A 14,139-nucleotide genomic window follows, 5' to 3' on the forward strand; every position below is an offset into this window, starting at 1 on the left:
CGCCAGTGGAAACGACCCCGCACCCGGGAATCGCGCCTGCGCGCGCTCGGCCTGGACGCGCAACGCGCCCGGAAATCGAGCGTCAACGGGCGCGGGCCGTGGTGGAATGCCGGGGCTCTGCACATGCGCCATGCGCTGCCGCCGAAATACTTTGCCAACTTGGGGCTGGTCTCGCTGGTGGATATCCATCAGCGGCTCCAGAGTTCTGCTTGAACCGCCGGATGCGGAACCGCACGTCCGGTGGTGTGAGAGGGCTGAGGGGGCGACCCCTCACCCTACTCGATTCCCATGCCCTCAGCGCAGCGGCTCCGCGTCCTCTTCCGGCAGCGTCCAGTCGGGGCGCGGGTAGTGGCAGGTGTAGCCCATCGGGTTGCGCGCGAGGTAGTCCTGATGCTCGGGCTCGGCCGGCCAGAACGCGCCCGCGGGACGAAGTTCGGTCACGATCCGGCCGGGCCACACGCCGCTGGCATCCATGCGTGCGATGAGCTGCCGCGCGGTTTCGTGCTGTTCCGGGCTGAGGTACAGGATCTCCGAGCGATACGAACTGCCGACATCGTTGCCCTGGCGGTCGCGGGTGGTCGGGTCGTGGATCTGGAAGAACACCTTCAGCAGATCGCGAAAGCTCACACGCCCCGGATCGAAGCGCACTTCGACCGCCTCGGCGTGGCGGCCGTGGTTCCGATAGGTGGCGTTGGCCGTGTCGCCCCCGCAATAGCCCACGCGCGTGGACACGACACCGGGTACGCGGCGCAGCAGTTCCTGCATGCCCCAGAAGCAGCCACCCGCCAGGATCGCGGTCTGTTCCATCATTGGTCCTCCACCAGCGGCAGATAGTCCTCGTAGCCTTGCGCGGCCATGTCCGCGCGAGGGATGAAGCGCAGCGACGCGGAGTTGATGCAATAGCGCAGTCCGCCGCGCTCGGGCGGGCCGTCGTCGAACACGTGGCCGAGGTGGCTGTCGGCGTCGGCCGAGCGCACTTCGGTGCGGATCATGCCGTGGCTGGCGTCCCGCTGCTCCTGGATGCGTCCCGATTCGATCGGCCGGCTGAAACTCGGCCATCCGCATCCGCTGTCGAACTTGTCGGACGAGGCGAACAGTGGTTCGCCCGACACGATGTCGACGTAGATGCCGGGCTCGTGGTGATGCAGGTAGGCGCCCGTGCCCGGCGGCTCGGTCGCCGCCTGCTGGGTCACGCGCCTGGCCATCGGATCGAGCGCGGCGATGGCTTCGGGGCGGACGGGGTAATGCTTCATGGCTTGCTCCTTTCGCGGCACGAATCATGCGCCGACCCAGCTTGGTCGGACATTGGCGCAATTCCTGACGTCCATCGTCGGGGGCCGGCTATCGGGCCCATTGAATCAATTCAATGGATCATGTTCATCTATTGTCCTACGCTATTGTCGAAGCTCTTGCATCTGCGATGCAACGGTCGGACGGCCGCATTCAGAGCTTGTGCATCTGGCAAGACGCCAAATTAAAGTTGCACGACAACCCAACGACCGTAGGAGAGGACGATGGATCAGAAGACGGCGAGTTCAGGGAAGTGCCCGGTCATGCACGGCGGGGCGACCGAGACCGGGATGTCCAACGTGGACTGGTGGCCCAAGGCGCTGAACCTGGATATCCTGCACCAGCATGACCGCAAGACCGATCCGATGGATCCGGGCTTCGACTACCGCCAGGCGGTGAAGGGCCTGGACTTCGCCGGGCTCAAGAAGGACCTGCATGCGCTGATGACCGACAGCCAGCCCTGGTGGCCCGCCGATTGGGGGCACTACGGCGGCTTGTTCATCCGCATGGCCTGGCACGCCGCGGGCACCTATCGGGTGGCCGACGGGCGCGGCGGCGCGGGAACCGGCAACCAGCGCTTCGCGCCGTTGAACTCCTGGCCCGACAACGGCAACCTGGACAAGGCGCGGCGCCTGCTGTGGCCCATCAAGAAAAAGTACGGCAACAAGATCAGCTGGGCCGACCTGATCGTGCTGGCGGGTACCGTGGCCTACGAATCGATGGGTCTGAAGACCTTCGGCTTCGGCTTCGGGCGCGAGGACATCTGGCATCCGGAGAAGGACGTGTACTGGGGCGCCGAGCGCGAGTGGCTGGCACCCAGCGACGGACGCTACGCCGCGGTGGACGACCCGTCCACGCTGGAGAACCCCCTGGCGGCGGTGCAGATGGGCCTGATCTACGTGAACCCCGAAGGGGTCAACGGCAAGCCCGATCCGCTGAAGACGGCAGCCCAGGTGCGCGAGACCTTCGCCCGCATGGCGATGAACGACGAGGAAACGGCGGCGCTGACCGCCGGCGGCCACACGGTGGGCAAGGCCCACGGCAACGGCGACGCCAAGCGCCTGGGGCCGGCGCCCGAGGGCGCGGAGATCGAGGACCAGGGCCTGGGCTGGCTGAACAAGAGCGGCCGGGGCATCGGGCGCGACGCCGTCACCAGCGGCATCGAGGGCGCGTGGACCACCCACCCGACGCGCTGGGACAACGGCTATTTCGCCATGTTGCTGGGCCATGACTGGGAACTGAACAAGAGCCCGGCGGGGGCCTGGCAATGGGAGCCGGTGGACATCCGCGAGCAGGACATGCCGGTGGACCCGGAGGATCCGTCCATGCGCCGCAAGCCCATCATGACCGATGCGGACATGGCCATGAAGATGGACCCGGCCTACCGCGCGATCTCCGAGCGTTTCCAGCGTGATCCGGCCTACTTCTCGGAGGTGTTCGCCCGCGCCTGGTTCAAGCTCACCCACCGCGACATGGGGCCGAAGGCGCGCTACCTCGGGCCGGACGTGCCGGCGCAGGACCTGATCTGGCAGGATCCGGTGCCGGCCGGGCGCCGCGACTACGACGCGGCCGCGCTGAAGGCGCGCATCGCCGAGGCCCGCCTGAGCATCGCCGACATGGTGGCCACCGCCTGGGACAGCGCGCGTACCTTCCGGGCCTCCGACATGCGCGGCGGCGCCAACGGCGCGCGCATCCGCCTGGCCCCGCAGAAGGACTGGAAGGGCAACGAGCCCGAGCGCCTGGCCCGCGTGCTGGGGGTGCTCGAGGGCATCGCCTCGCAGAGCGGAGCCAGCGTGGCGGACCTCATCGTCCTGGCGGGCAACCTGGGCATCGAGCAGGCGGCGCAGGCCGGCGGCTTCGACATCACCGTGCCGTTCGCGCCGGGCCGCGGCGACGCCACCCAGGAGATGACCGACGTGGAGTCCTTCGCGGTGCTGGAGCCCATCCACGACGGCTTCCGCAACTGGCTGAAGAAGGACTACGCGGTCAGCGCCGAGGAACTGCTGCTCGACCGCGCCCAGCTGATGGGGCTGAGCGCGCCGGAGATGACCGTGCTGATCGGCGGGCTGCGGGTGCTGGGGGCCAACCACGGCGGCGTCGGGCATGGCGTGTTCACCGGGCGCGTGGGCGTGCTGAGCAACGACTTTTTCGTGAACCTGACGGACATGTCCAACACCTGGACTCCGGGCGGTGGCGGCCTGTACCAGATTCGCGACCGCCGCAGCGGTGCGCTGAAGTGGACGGCCACGCGCGTGGACCTGGTGTTCGGTTCGAACTCGGTGCTGCGCGCCTACGCCGAGGTCTATGCGCAGGACGACAACCGCGAGAAGTTCGTGCGCGATTTCGTCGGCGCCTGGACCAAGGTGATGAACGCCGACCGCTTCGACCTCGCCTGAGCACCCGAGGGCCAGGGTGGCCGCGCCGCGCAGAAGGTGGCCGCGCGGCCACTAGCATGGAGTCTTTCGCCGGAGACTCCATGCATTTCCTTGCCCTTGCCGTGTGTTTCAGCGTCGCCGTCTCGCTGTGGCTGCGCCAGGCGCCCGCATGGCGCCTGGATCTGGGACAGATGGTGCTGTGGAACTACGCCACGGCCTCGATGCTGTGCCTGCTGCTCCTGCATCCCAGGCTGGATGCCTCCAGCCTGTCGCGCATGCCCTGGGGCATCGCCCTGGCGCTGGGCGTGGTGCTGCCGGGCCTGTTCGTGATCATGGGGCGCGCGGTGCAAAGCGCGGGCATCGTGCGCGCCGACATCGCGCAGCGCCTGTCGCTGCTGTTGTCGCTGGCGGCGGCCTTCACCCTGTTCGGGCAGCGGGTGAACGCCTGGCAGTTGCTGGGCATCGCGTTGGGGCTGCTCGCCATGCTGGCGCTGCTGGCGCGCCCGGCGGCGCGCGCGCTGCGCGGCGACGCGGCGCTCTGGCTGCTCGCCGTGTGGTTCGGCTACGCGCTGGTCGACGTGCTGCTCAAGCTGCTGGCGCTGCGCGGCGCCAACTTCGGCACCGCGCTGCAGAGCAGTTTCGTGCTGGCCTTCGTCTGCATGGGTGTGGCGCAGGCGCTGCGCCTGGCCCGCGGCACGCGCATGGACCTGCGCAGCCTGGGCGGCGGCATCGTGCTGGGGCTGCTCAACTACGCCAACATCGACCTCTACATCCGTGCGCACCAGAGCCTGAGCGCCAACCCCGCGGTGGTGTTCGCGGGCATGAACCTGGGCGTGGTGGGGCTGAGCGCGCTGGTGGGCATGTTGTGGCTGCGCGAGCCGACCAGCCGGCTCAATCGCGCGGGCATCGTGCTGGCGGGCCTGGCCATCGCCGCGCTGACCCGCGCGGCGGGCTGAGGCAGCCGGCGCGGGCCGTCAGCCGGCGGCCTGCCCGGGCTGCGCGCTGGCCAGCTGCCGGCCGACGTAGGTGACGGGGCCGGTGGGCTGGCCGGTGGGCGAGCCGCCCAGCGGCTCGACGCTGATGGCGAAGCCCTTGGCCTGCACCGCCGCCTCCACCAGTTTCGGCGGCATCGGCATGTGTTCGGTGCCCTTCAGGCTGACCACGCCGGCGGCGATGGGCTTGCCCTGGCGCGGCAGCACCCACAGCTCGAAGGACTTGCCGGGGGGAGCCACCTGCTCGCCCACCGCGGTCAGCGCGGCGCGGGTGCCGCGCACCTGCAGCACCGCGGCGTGGCCGGCGGGGCCGTCGAGCACCGCCACCAGCTGGGCCGGCGCGGGCGCCGGCCCGGACGTGCGCAGCAGCAGGGCCACCAGCAGCGCCAGCGACACGGCGGCGGTGGCACCCAGTCCCAGCGCCAGGCCGCGCCAGGCGCGCAGGCCCCAGCCCACGATGCCGTTCGTGCCCGGCGCCGCCGAAGCCGCCGGCGGCCGCGCGCCGTCCAGGCGGCGCTGCACGGCGGCCCAGACCGCCTCGGGCGTGTGTTCGGGCAGCAGCGCTTGGTCCAGGCGAGCGCGCCATTGCTCGTGCGCGAGGGCCAGTTCCGGGCGCTCGGCCAGCAGGGTCTGGTAACGCCGGCGCGCAGCCGCGCCCATGCCGCCGGTGAGATAGTCGGCGGCCAGGCGCTCGAGCAGTTCGGGGTGGCGTTCGAGGCGCATCAGGCCGCTCCCCGCGCGAGGCATTCGCGCAGTGCCAGCACCGAGCGCCGGATCACCGTCTTCACGGTGCCCAGCGCCATGTCGAAGCGCGCGGAGATTTCGGAATGGCTCAGGCCCAGCACGTAGGACTCGGTCAGCAACTCGCGCTGGCGCGGCTGCAGTTGCTCGAAGCAGCGGCGCACCTGGCCTTGCGAAAGGCTGGCCTCCAGGCGCTGCTCCGGGTTGGGCGCGGGGTCGGCGTACTCGGCCGCCTCGGGCAGTTCCTCGAGGCTGCCGGCCGGGTCCCGGCGTTGCGCGCGCAGGCGGTCGCGGCAGGTGTTGCGCACCACCGCGGCCAGCCAGGCCTCGGCGGCGCCGGCCGCCGGGCGATAGCTGGCGGCCTGGTGCCAGATTTTCACGTAGGCGTCCTGCATGGCGTCCTCGGCCTGGGTGGCGTCGCGCAGCAGGCGCAGGCAGATGGCCCAGGCTCGGCGGCGCGTGGCCTCGTACAGGCGCGAGAAGGCCTCGCGGTCGCCGAGTGCGGTGAAGGCCAGGAGTTTTTCCAGGTCGGGCATGCCGTGCGGCGTCGTGCTCGGCCGCGCGCGGCGGGGCGCCGCGCGCGGGCGCCACGGGCGGCCGGAATCGCCCGTGGCGCCACGCATCTTAGCCGCGGACGCGTGCGGGTTCAGGCGATGAAAGCCGCCGGCACCGGGTTCTCGCCCAGCGCGTTGAGCAGGATGGCCCAGTGCATGGTCTCGTCGCCGAGGATGCTGGCGGCCGCCTTGGCCAGGTCGCGGTTGTGGAACTGCGGCACCGTGCCCAGGTAGGCGCTGGCCGCGCCCTTTTCCAGGCCGGCGGCGAAGCGCAGCACGTCGGCCTGGTTCTTCAGCTTGTCGGTGGGAAAGCCGTAGTCGGCGGGCTTCTTGGCCATCACCGGGGCGCCACCCAGCTTGGAGATGGTGGCCTCGAGAATGCCCGCGTGCGCCTTGTGCTGGCCCTGGAAGTCCACGGCCACGGCGAGCACGGGCTTTTGCAGCAGCCCCGACTCGGCGCCCACCTGGTAGGCGGCGATGGCCTGGTACTCCAGGCCGAGGGCCACGTTGAGCATGTCGATGTCGCTTTGCGTGGACATCGAGGCGGCGAAACTGCGCGTGGGCAGCGCCAGCGCCGAGGCGGCGCCCAGCCCGGCCACGAACAGTCCTCCGCGCTTGAACCAGTCGCGGCGGTCGAGGGCGGGGGTGTTGCGGTCGTCGGATGCGTTCATGGGATGCTCCTGAGCGTTGTAGGGAAGGTTCAAGGAGAGCCGCCGAGGGCCGCGCTCCTTGTCCTGACTTACGCGGCGGACGAGCAATCGGATTCAAACGCCTGTCACGCGGCCGGCGCATGCTGCGCGGCGGGAGGATTCGCGCTGCCCGACGCCACGCTCGACACCCGTCTGGGCGCCGCCTTGCGCCTGGCGCGGCCGCGATCGACCTGAGCGCGCTGCGCGTCGGCTCAGCGCTCCGGCAGGTCGAACACCAGCACTTCGGCGCCTTCGCCGTGGCGCAGCTGCAGGGTGTCGGCGTGGCGCAGCATCAGCGCGTCGCCCGCGCGCAGTTCGACGGCGTTGGCGTGCAGCGAGCCGCGCACCAGGTGCACGTAGGCGCGGCGCGCCGGGTCCAGGCTCAGCTCGGCGTGTTCGCCGCCGTCGAACAGCCCGGCGTACAGGCTGGCGTCCTGGTGCATGCGCAGCGCACCATCGCGGCCCTGGCCGTCGACGATGCGGCACAGGCGTCCGCGCCGCGCGTCCGGCGCGAAATGTTTCTGTTCGTATCCCGGAGCGATGCCGGTGGACCGCGGCTGGATCCAGATCTGCAGGAAATGCACGGCCTGGGTGCGCGAGGGATTGAATTCGCTGTGCTGCACCCCGGTGCCGGCGCTCATGCGCTGCACGTCGCCCGGGCGCAGCGTGGATCCGTTGCCCAGCGAGTCCTGGTGCGCGAGTTCGCCTTCGAGCACGTAGCTGATGATCTCCATGTCTCGGTGCCCGTGCTCGCCGAAACCTGCGCCGGGCTGTACCCGGTCCTCGTTGATCACCCGCAGCGGGCCGAACTCGATGTGGTTCGGGTCGTAGTAGGACGCGAAACTGAAGCTGTGGAAGGATTCCAGCCAGCCGTGGTTGGCGTGGCCTCGTTGTTCAGACCTGCGAATCTGCTGCAGCATGGTGTCAGGGACGGTGATGTTCTGTCGACGAATCCAGCATACGGGAACGTACGTACTCGTTTCGGACGCCGCGCACGCGGCGGCGTCAACTGAACAATAATCGAAATCCCATGCGGAAATCCCAAGAAGGCCCCGCGGGGCCGCAGACGAGGCCCGTCCCGATGTGTCATTCCGTTGCGTTGCGCAGCATCGCGCTAGCCGATCCCGATCCCCAGCGCCTGCGCGAGCGGGTGCTGGCCGACTTCCACGCCAGCTTCGACCGCTACGAGAGCCTGTTCGAGGTGTTGCAGGGGGAGCAGGCCTTCACGGTCAAGCCGATCGCGCTGCGCCACCCGCTGATCTTCTATCTCGGCCACACGGCGACTTTTTTCATCAACAAGCTGGTGCTCGCCGGCGTGCTGCAGCAGCGCATCGATCCGCGCCTGGAGTCGATGTTCGCGGTGGGCGTGGACGAGATGAGCTGGGACGACCTGGACGAGGCGCATTACGACTGGCCCTCGGCGGCGCAGGTGCGCGCCTACCGCGACCGCGTGCGCCAGACCGTGGACCGGCTGATCCGCGAGTTGCCGATCAGCTCGCCGATCGCCTGGGACAGCCCCTGGTGGGTGATCCTGATGGGCATCGAGCACGAGCGCATCCACCTGGAGACCTCCTCGGTGCTGATCCGCCAGCATCGCCTGGAGTTCGTGCGTCCGCATCCGCACTGGCAGCCCTGTCCGGAGCGCGGCGAGCCGCCCGCCAATGAACTGGTGCCGGTGGCCGCGGCCAGCTTGCGCCTGGGCCGCGACCGCGCCGACCCGGGCTATTACGGCTGGGACAACGAATTCGGCGAGCACGTGGCGAATACCGCTGCCTTCCAGGCCGCGCGCCATCTGGTGAGCAACCGGGAATTCCTGGGATTCGTGCAGGCCGGGGGCTACGCCGACGATGCCCTGTGGAGCGAGGAGGGCGCGGCCTGGAAGGCCTTCGCGCGGGCCGAGCACCCGAGCTTCTGGCTGCGCGAGGGCGCGCACTGGAAGCTGCGCCTGATGTGCGAGGTGGTGGACATGCCGTGGAACTGGCCGGTGGAGACCAATTTCCACGAGGCGCAGGCCTTTTGCAACTGGAAGGCACGGCGCGACGGACTGCCGGTGCGCCTGCCCAGCGAGGACGAATGGCACGCGCTGCGCCGCGCCGCCGGCATCGGCGACGGGCCGCAGCCGCGCCCGGCTGCGGCGAACTTCGAACTCGACCACTGGGCCTCCTCCTGCCCGGTGGACCGCTTCGCCCATGGCCCGTTCTTCGACGCCGTGGGCAATGTGTGGCAGTGGCTGGACACGCCGACCTACCCCTTCCCGGGTTTCCAGGTGCATCCGATCTACGACGACTTCACCACGCCCACTTTCGATGAACGCCACAATCTGATCAAGGGCGGGTCGTGGGTGTCCTGCGGAAACCAGGCGCTGCCGGTGTCGCGCTATGCCTTCCGCCGGCACTTTTTCCAACATGCCGGGTTCCGCTACGTGGTGGGCGAGCGCCCGGCGCCGCCGGAGGGCTCGATGTACGAGACCGATGCGCTTGTTTCGCAGTACTGCGAGTTCCATTGGGGGGCCGAGCCCTTCGGCGTGCCGAACTTCCCGCGCGCGCTGGCCGAGATCGCGGTGCGCGCGATGCAGGGTCGGCCGATGCGCCGCGCCCTCGACCTGGGCTGCGCGACGGGGCGCGCCAGCTTCGCGCTGGCGCGGCATTTCGAGCATGTCGTGGGCATCGACTTCTCGGCCCGTTTCATCGGCGTGGGCACGCAGCTGGCCGAGCAGGGACGCATCCGCTACCAGCTTCCCGACGAGGGCGAGCTGGTGTCCTACCACGAGCGCAGCCTGCGCGAGTACGCGCTGCAGGACCTGGCCGGCAAGGTGGAGTTCGTGCAGGGCGATGCCTGCAACCTCAAGGCCACGGTTCGCGACTTCGATCTCGTGCTCGCGGCCAACCTGATCGACCGGCTCTACAGCCCGGCGCTGTTCCTGCGCGAGGTGCACCGGCGCATCGTCAGCGGGGGCATGCTGGTGATCACCTCGCCGTATACATGGCTGGAGGAGCACACGCGGCGCGAGGAGTGGATCGGAGGCTTCAAGAAGGACGGCGAGAACTTCAGCACCCTGGACGGGCTGGAGCAGATGCTGGGCGAGCATTTCGAGCGCGTGGGCGAGCCGCTGCAAGTGCCCTTCGTGATTCGCGAGACGCGGCGCAAGTTCCAGCACACGGTTTCCGAGCTCACGGTCTGGCGCCGCCGCTGAGGCGGCATGCGGGAGGCGGCGCCGGGGGGAGGCGGCGGCGGCGAATTCGTACACTGTGGCCGCCGCAGCCCCCCACGTCGCCGGATGAAGCACCTGCTCGAAAACCTGTTCTCGGAACGCCACCGCCTGACCGCGCGACGGCGCGCCATGGCGGTGCTGCACGAGGTCTGCCGCAATCACGAGAGGCTGAACCTGTTCGCCGACGGCGCGCCGCGCGAGATGCCGTCCATCCTGCTGGATGTGGACGAGGACGCCGGCACCGTGGTGTTCGACATCCCGCCGCAGGTGGAGGGGGTGGAGTGGGATCAGCGCGATCCGGTGCTGGCGGTAGCGCGCTACGAAGGCGTGTTCGTCGGTTTCGAGCTGGACGACATCGAGCCCGTGGCCTGGAACGGGGCGCAGGCCTTGCAGGCGACGCTGCCGCCGCGGGTGTACTACCTGCAGCGGCGCCAGTATTTCCGGGTTCCGGTGGCCAGCGGCGACGTCAGCGCCGTGGTGCTGGTGCGCCAGGGCGCGGCGGCGGTCAACGCCCGCTGCCATGACCTGAGCGCCGGAGGCATGCGCGTACTGGTCGCCCCGGTGAGCGGAGATTTCCCGCTGCGTGCCGGCGAACTCCTGCAGGAGCTGCGCTTCCAGCTCAAGGGCACCGCGCTGCAGACGGCGGCGCGCATCCAGCACGTGGACCAGCCCGTGCAGCTGCCCAACGGCAAGAGCCTGGTGCCGCTGGGCCTGGAGTTCTGCGACAAGAGCTTCGCCTTCGACCAGGCGGTGGTTCGCTACGTGCAGCAGCGCGACCGCGACCTGCTCAGCGGCCGGGCCTGACGGGTCCATCCCCGCAGCGACCTGGCCTGTGGGGAAATTGTCATAAGCCGCGGGCAATTTGGCCCCTTCGGGGTGTTCCCCCGGCCGCCGGCGCGCCGATTCACGGCACAATCACGGCACAATCATGTCCTTTGACCACCGGGCCCCTTGCGCAGGGGCGCAGGGCGGCGCTCCGGCGGAGCGGCCGCCGCAGCGCGGGGCCCGCAGATCCACGAAGGTCCGCATTCCAGGTGTTCCAGCGCCCGCCGATGTCTTCCGAGCCCTCCCGACAACGCCAGTGGCTTGAATTCGCCACCTCCATCCTGCGCGAACTGGTGGCGGGGCATGCGCCTTCGGCGCTCGCGCAGCGCCTGTGCCGGCTGGCCGAGAGCCAGGCGCCGGGGCGCGTGGCCAGCATCATGGTGCTGGGCGAGGACCGCTGCCTGTACGTCTACGCGGCTCCTGGCGCGCCGCCGGCGCTGCTGGCCGAGCTCGAGGGGCTGCGCCCCGGGCAGGGCAGCGGCTCCTGCGGCAACGCCGCGCTGGCGGAGGAGCCGGTGCTGGTCGACGACATCGCCTCCGACACGCGCTGGGAGGACCTGCGCGCCTCGGCGCAGCGCTTCAACCTGGGCTCCTGCCATTCCTATCCCGTCTGGCACGAGGGCGAACTCATTGGCACCTTCGCGCTGACCGCCACCGCCTCGGGGCCGGCGGCCGCCGAGGAACTGGAACTGCTGGAGTTCGCGGCCACCATGGCCGGCACGCTGCTGGGCTTCGAGCGCCTGCGCCGGCGCGGCGAGCGCGAGCAGGCGGTGCACGCGGCCATGCTGGACAACGCACTCGTGGGCATGGCCCTGCTGCAGGGGCGCATCATCCGCGCCGCCAACGCCACGCTGGCCCAGATGCTCGGCCATGCCGACGCGAGCGAGCTGGTCGGGCGCGGCGTGGACGAGCTCTACGCCGCCTCGGGCGACTTCAAGCGCTGGCGCCAGCAACTGGAAGGGCCGCTGCGAGACTCCGGGCAGGCGCGCGCGGAGCTCTGCGTGCGACGGCTCGACGGCGAGACGGCCTGGTGGGAGATCGCCGGCCGCCGGGTCGAGCACGACCATGGGGATTTCGATTCGGTCTGGTCGGCGGTGGACATCACGCAGCGCCGCCAGGCGCAGGAACGCCTGCGCTGGCAGGCACGCCACGATGCGCTGACGCAGTTGCCCAACCGCTACGGGCTGGACCATTTCCTGCAGCGTGAACTCGAACAGGTGGCGCAGGAAGGCGCGCGCCTGGCGCTGGGCTGGCTGGACCTGGACGATTTCGCCGGGGTCAACGAACGCTGGGGCCACCTGGTGGGCGACGCCGTGCTGCGCCAGGTGGCGCAGCGCCTGAGCGGGGCGCTGGGTCCGCGCGACCTGCTGGCGCGCATCGGCGGCGACGAGTTCGTGCTGGTGCTCAACCACGTCGAGGGGCCGGAGCAACTGGCGCGGCGCCTGCAGCCCTTCGAGCAGGCCATGCAGGCCGAGTTCGGCACCGGCTCGTCGGCGCTGCGCCTGGGCATGAGCCTGGGCCTGGCCATGTTCCCCGACGACGAGACCAGCGTGGACGGGCTGTTGCGCCAGGCCGACGCCGCGCTGCTGAGCTGCAAGATGCGCAAGGCCGAGCGCGACAACTGGTGGCTGCGCTGGGGCGAGCCCATGCGCGGGGAGCTTTCCGCGCTGGGGGCCGCGCGCACCCCGCAGGCCTACGGGGAGGCCGCCGGACAGCTGCTGGCGGAGGCGCGCTCGCAGGGCCTGAGCCTGGACGATGCGCTGCTGCAGGCCTATTTCGGGCGCCTGCACGAGGACGCGCAGACAGCCGCCGCGCTGAACGCGCTGGACGGGGACACCCGCGCGAGGCTGCGCGAGCGCGAGACCGCGCAACTGCGCGCGCTGCTCGAGCCGGGCGCCGCCGAGCATGAACGCGGCGACACGGCGCTGCGCGCCGGGCGCAGGCACGCGCTGGTGGGCGTGGCTTCGGCCGCGCTGACCCGCGCCCTGTTCGGGCTGCACCACGAGCTGGCCGAGCGCATCGGCCAGCTTTCCATGCACAGCCTGCGCCGCCTGCAGTTGCTGGACGTGCTGGCGCAGCGGGTGAGCCGGGAGTTGCAGCAGCGCATCCTGGGAGCCGACGAGGTCACGCGCGCCTACCGCGAGTGGGCCACGCAGGCCCTGGGCGATCTGGAGCGCTTCGGCGTGTGGGCGGACTTCGTCGGCCACGTCGGGCGCGCGCTGGAGGGGCTTCCGGGCATCGCGGGTGTGGCGCTGGCGCGTCCGCGCGAGGACGGCCGCTTCGTGTTCGAGTACCACAGCCAGGCCCTGCAGGCGCTGGTGGACGTGGGGGCCGAGGTCAGCGGCGACGGCACCCTGGCGCGTTGCTGGATGCAGGGCCGGGTGCAGATGACCGTGGTGCATGCGCTGGATCCGACGGTGGCGCGCTGGCACGCCGCCGCGGCGGCGGCCGGGGTGCGCAGCAGCGCGGCCATTCCGGTGCTGGACGCACACGGCCGCCCGGTGGCCGTGGTGTCGCTGTTCGCGCGCAACCCGGGGCAGTTCGGGCCCCAGGCGGTGGGGCCGTGGCTGGACACCGTGATGCAGATCTTCCGCCAGGCCTGGGCCCGTTTCGAGGCCGCCGCGCTGACGGTGCCGATGTCCGGCGCGGCGATGGCGCGCTCGCGCGAACTGATCGGCGCGCAGAAGGTGTGCATGCTGTACCAGCCCATCATCGACCTGTGCGACGGCAGCTGTACCAAGGTGGAGGCGCTGGCGCGCCTGAGCGACGGCGAGCGCCTGCGCACTCCCGACGAATTCCTGCCCGCCTGCGGCAGCGTGGAGCTGGGCCAGCTGTTCAGCCAGGGCCTCGGCCAGGTGCTGCGCCAGCTGGGCGAATGGGAACGCGAGGGCCTGGTGCTCGACGCGTCCATCAACCTGCCTCCCAGCGTGCTGCGCCAGCGCGACCTGTGCACGGTGGTGGAGCGGGCGCTGGTGGCGCACGGCATCGAGCCCGCGCGCCTGACCTTCGAGCTGCTGGAGACCGAGCAGTGGATCGGCGACTCCAGCATCGACCGCACGGTGCAGGCGCTGAAGGACCTGGGTACGCGCATGGCCATGGACGACATGGGCGCAGGCCATTCCACGCTGCTGCGCCTGCGCCAGCTGCAGTTCGACCTGGTCAAGATCGACCGCGGCCTGGTGCGCGACATGCCCTCCAATCCGCAGGCGGTGGCGGCCATCGTCGGCGGCCTCACCGAACTGATGCACCGCCTCGGCCTGGCCGTGGTGGTGGAGGGCCTGGAGACTCCCGAACTGGTGCGCCTGGCCACCGAGCTCGGCGCCGACGCCGGCCAGGGCTACGCCATCGCCCGCCCGCTGGCGCCGCGCCAGGCGCTGCAGTGGTTCCTGGCGCGCCGCGCCTCCGAGGGGCGCCGCGAGGCGGAACCGGCCTTATAACCGGCGCGTCTAACGGTATCACGAC

Annotated in this window: 11 protein-coding genes and 1 pseudogene; 6 read left to right on the forward strand and 6 right to left on the reverse strand. The window is 70.6% G+C overall.

Annotation, left to right across the window (positions count from 1 at the left end; translation table 11 throughout):
- Window positions 1-213 (forward strand): annotated as a pseudogene (locus D466_RS24490) (group II intron reverse transcriptase/maturase); the annotation flags it as partial.
- An 81-nt stretch (window positions 214-294) separates the two neighbouring features.
- On the opposite strand, the gene msrA reads toward D466_RS24490, so the two are convergent.
- Together msrA and msrB are read right to left on the reverse strand one after the other, a co-directional pair.
- Window positions 295-807, reverse strand: coding sequence for a peptide-methionine (S)-S-oxide reductase MsrA (gene msrA / locus D466_RS0114290; RefSeq protein ID WP_018914390.1), 513 nt, complete (start codon window positions 805-807; stop codon window positions 295-297).
- A complete protein-coding gene (gene msrB, locus D466_RS0114295; protein WP_018914391.1) occupies window positions 807-1,253 on the reverse strand; it encodes a peptide-methionine (R)-S-oxide reductase MsrB in 447 nt (148 codons plus the stop codon). The genes msrA and msrB overlap by 1 nt, the downstream gene beginning before the upstream one ends.
- Window positions 1,254-1,514: 261 nt before the next feature.
- Here msrB and katG point away from each other — a divergent pair, with 261 nt between their 5' ends.
- The gene (katG, locus tag D466_RS0114300; RefSeq protein ID WP_026285297.1) at window positions 1,515-3,686 is read left to right on the forward strand and encodes a catalase/peroxidase HPI; all 2,172 of its coding nucleotides are present in this window, start codon (window positions 1,515-1,517) and stop codon (window positions 3,684-3,686) included.
- 80 nt (window positions 3,687-3,766) lie between these two features.
- Window positions 3,767-4,621 carry an EamA family transporter gene (locus D466_RS0114305; RefSeq protein WP_018914393.1) on the forward strand — a complete coding sequence of 285 codons (855 nt, stop codon included), beginning with the start codon at window positions 3,767-3,769 and terminating at the stop codon, window positions 4,619-4,621.
- 18 nt (window positions 4,622-4,639) lie between these two features.
- Here D466_RS0114305 and D466_RS21860 read toward each other — a convergent pair whose 3' ends face one another.
- The 4 genes from D466_RS21860 to D466_RS0114325 all read right to left on the reverse strand — a co-directional run bounded on the left by D466_RS21860 (window position 4,640) and on the right by D466_RS0114325 (window position 7,558).
- Window positions 4,640-5,380 carry an anti-sigma factor domain-containing protein gene (locus tag D466_RS21860; protein WP_196803488.1) on the reverse strand — a complete coding sequence of 247 codons (741 nt, stop codon included), beginning with the start codon at window positions 5,378-5,380 and terminating at the stop codon, window positions 4,640-4,642.
- Entirely contained in the window at window positions 5,380-5,934 is a 555-nt protein-coding gene (locus D466_RS0114315; RefSeq protein WP_038166364.1) for a sigma-70 family RNA polymerase sigma factor, read from the reverse strand. The genes D466_RS21860 and D466_RS0114315 overlap by 1 nt, the downstream gene beginning before the upstream one ends.
- A 110-nt stretch (window positions 5,935-6,044) precedes the next feature.
- On the reverse strand, window positions 6,045-6,623 hold the full coding sequence (locus D466_RS0114320; protein WP_018914396.1) for a ferritin-like domain-containing protein: 579 nt from the start codon (window positions 6,621-6,623) through the stop codon (window positions 6,045-6,047).
- Between the two features lie 230 nt (window positions 6,624-6,853).
- On the reverse strand, window positions 6,854-7,558 hold the full coding sequence (locus tag D466_RS0114325) for a pirin family protein (RefSeq protein ID WP_026285298.1): 705 nt from the start codon (window positions 7,556-7,558) through the stop codon (window positions 6,854-6,856).
- A gap of 164 nt (window positions 7,559-7,722) precedes the next feature.
- On the opposite strand from D466_RS0114325, the gene ovoA reads away from it, so the two are divergent.
- From ovoA to D466_RS0114340, 3 genes are all read left to right on the forward strand, one after another.
- Window positions 7,723-9,834: a 5-histidylcysteine sulfoxide synthase gene (ovoA, locus tag D466_RS0114330; protein WP_038166359.1), complete on the forward strand. Its 2,112-nt coding sequence runs from the start codon at window positions 7,723-7,725 to the stop codon at window positions 9,832-9,834.
- Between the two features lie 84 nt (window positions 9,835-9,918).
- Window positions 9,919-10,656 carry a flagellar brake protein gene (locus D466_RS0114335; RefSeq protein ID WP_018914399.1) on the forward strand — a complete coding sequence of 246 codons (738 nt, stop codon included), beginning with the start codon at window positions 9,919-9,921 and terminating at the stop codon, window positions 10,654-10,656.
- Between the two features lie 248 nt (window positions 10,657-10,904).
- The gene (locus D466_RS0114340; RefSeq protein ID WP_018914400.1) at window positions 10,905-14,114 is read left to right on the forward strand and encodes an EAL domain-containing protein; all 3,210 of its coding nucleotides are present in this window, start codon (window positions 10,905-10,907) and stop codon (window positions 14,112-14,114) included.
- Window positions 14,115-14,139: the final 25 nt, after the last annotated feature.

The sequence above is a fragment of the Thiomonas sp. FB-6 genome, assembly GCF_000377645.1.
Classification (GTDB): Bacteria; Pseudomonadota; Gammaproteobacteria; order Burkholderiales; family Burkholderiaceae_C; genus Thiomonas_A.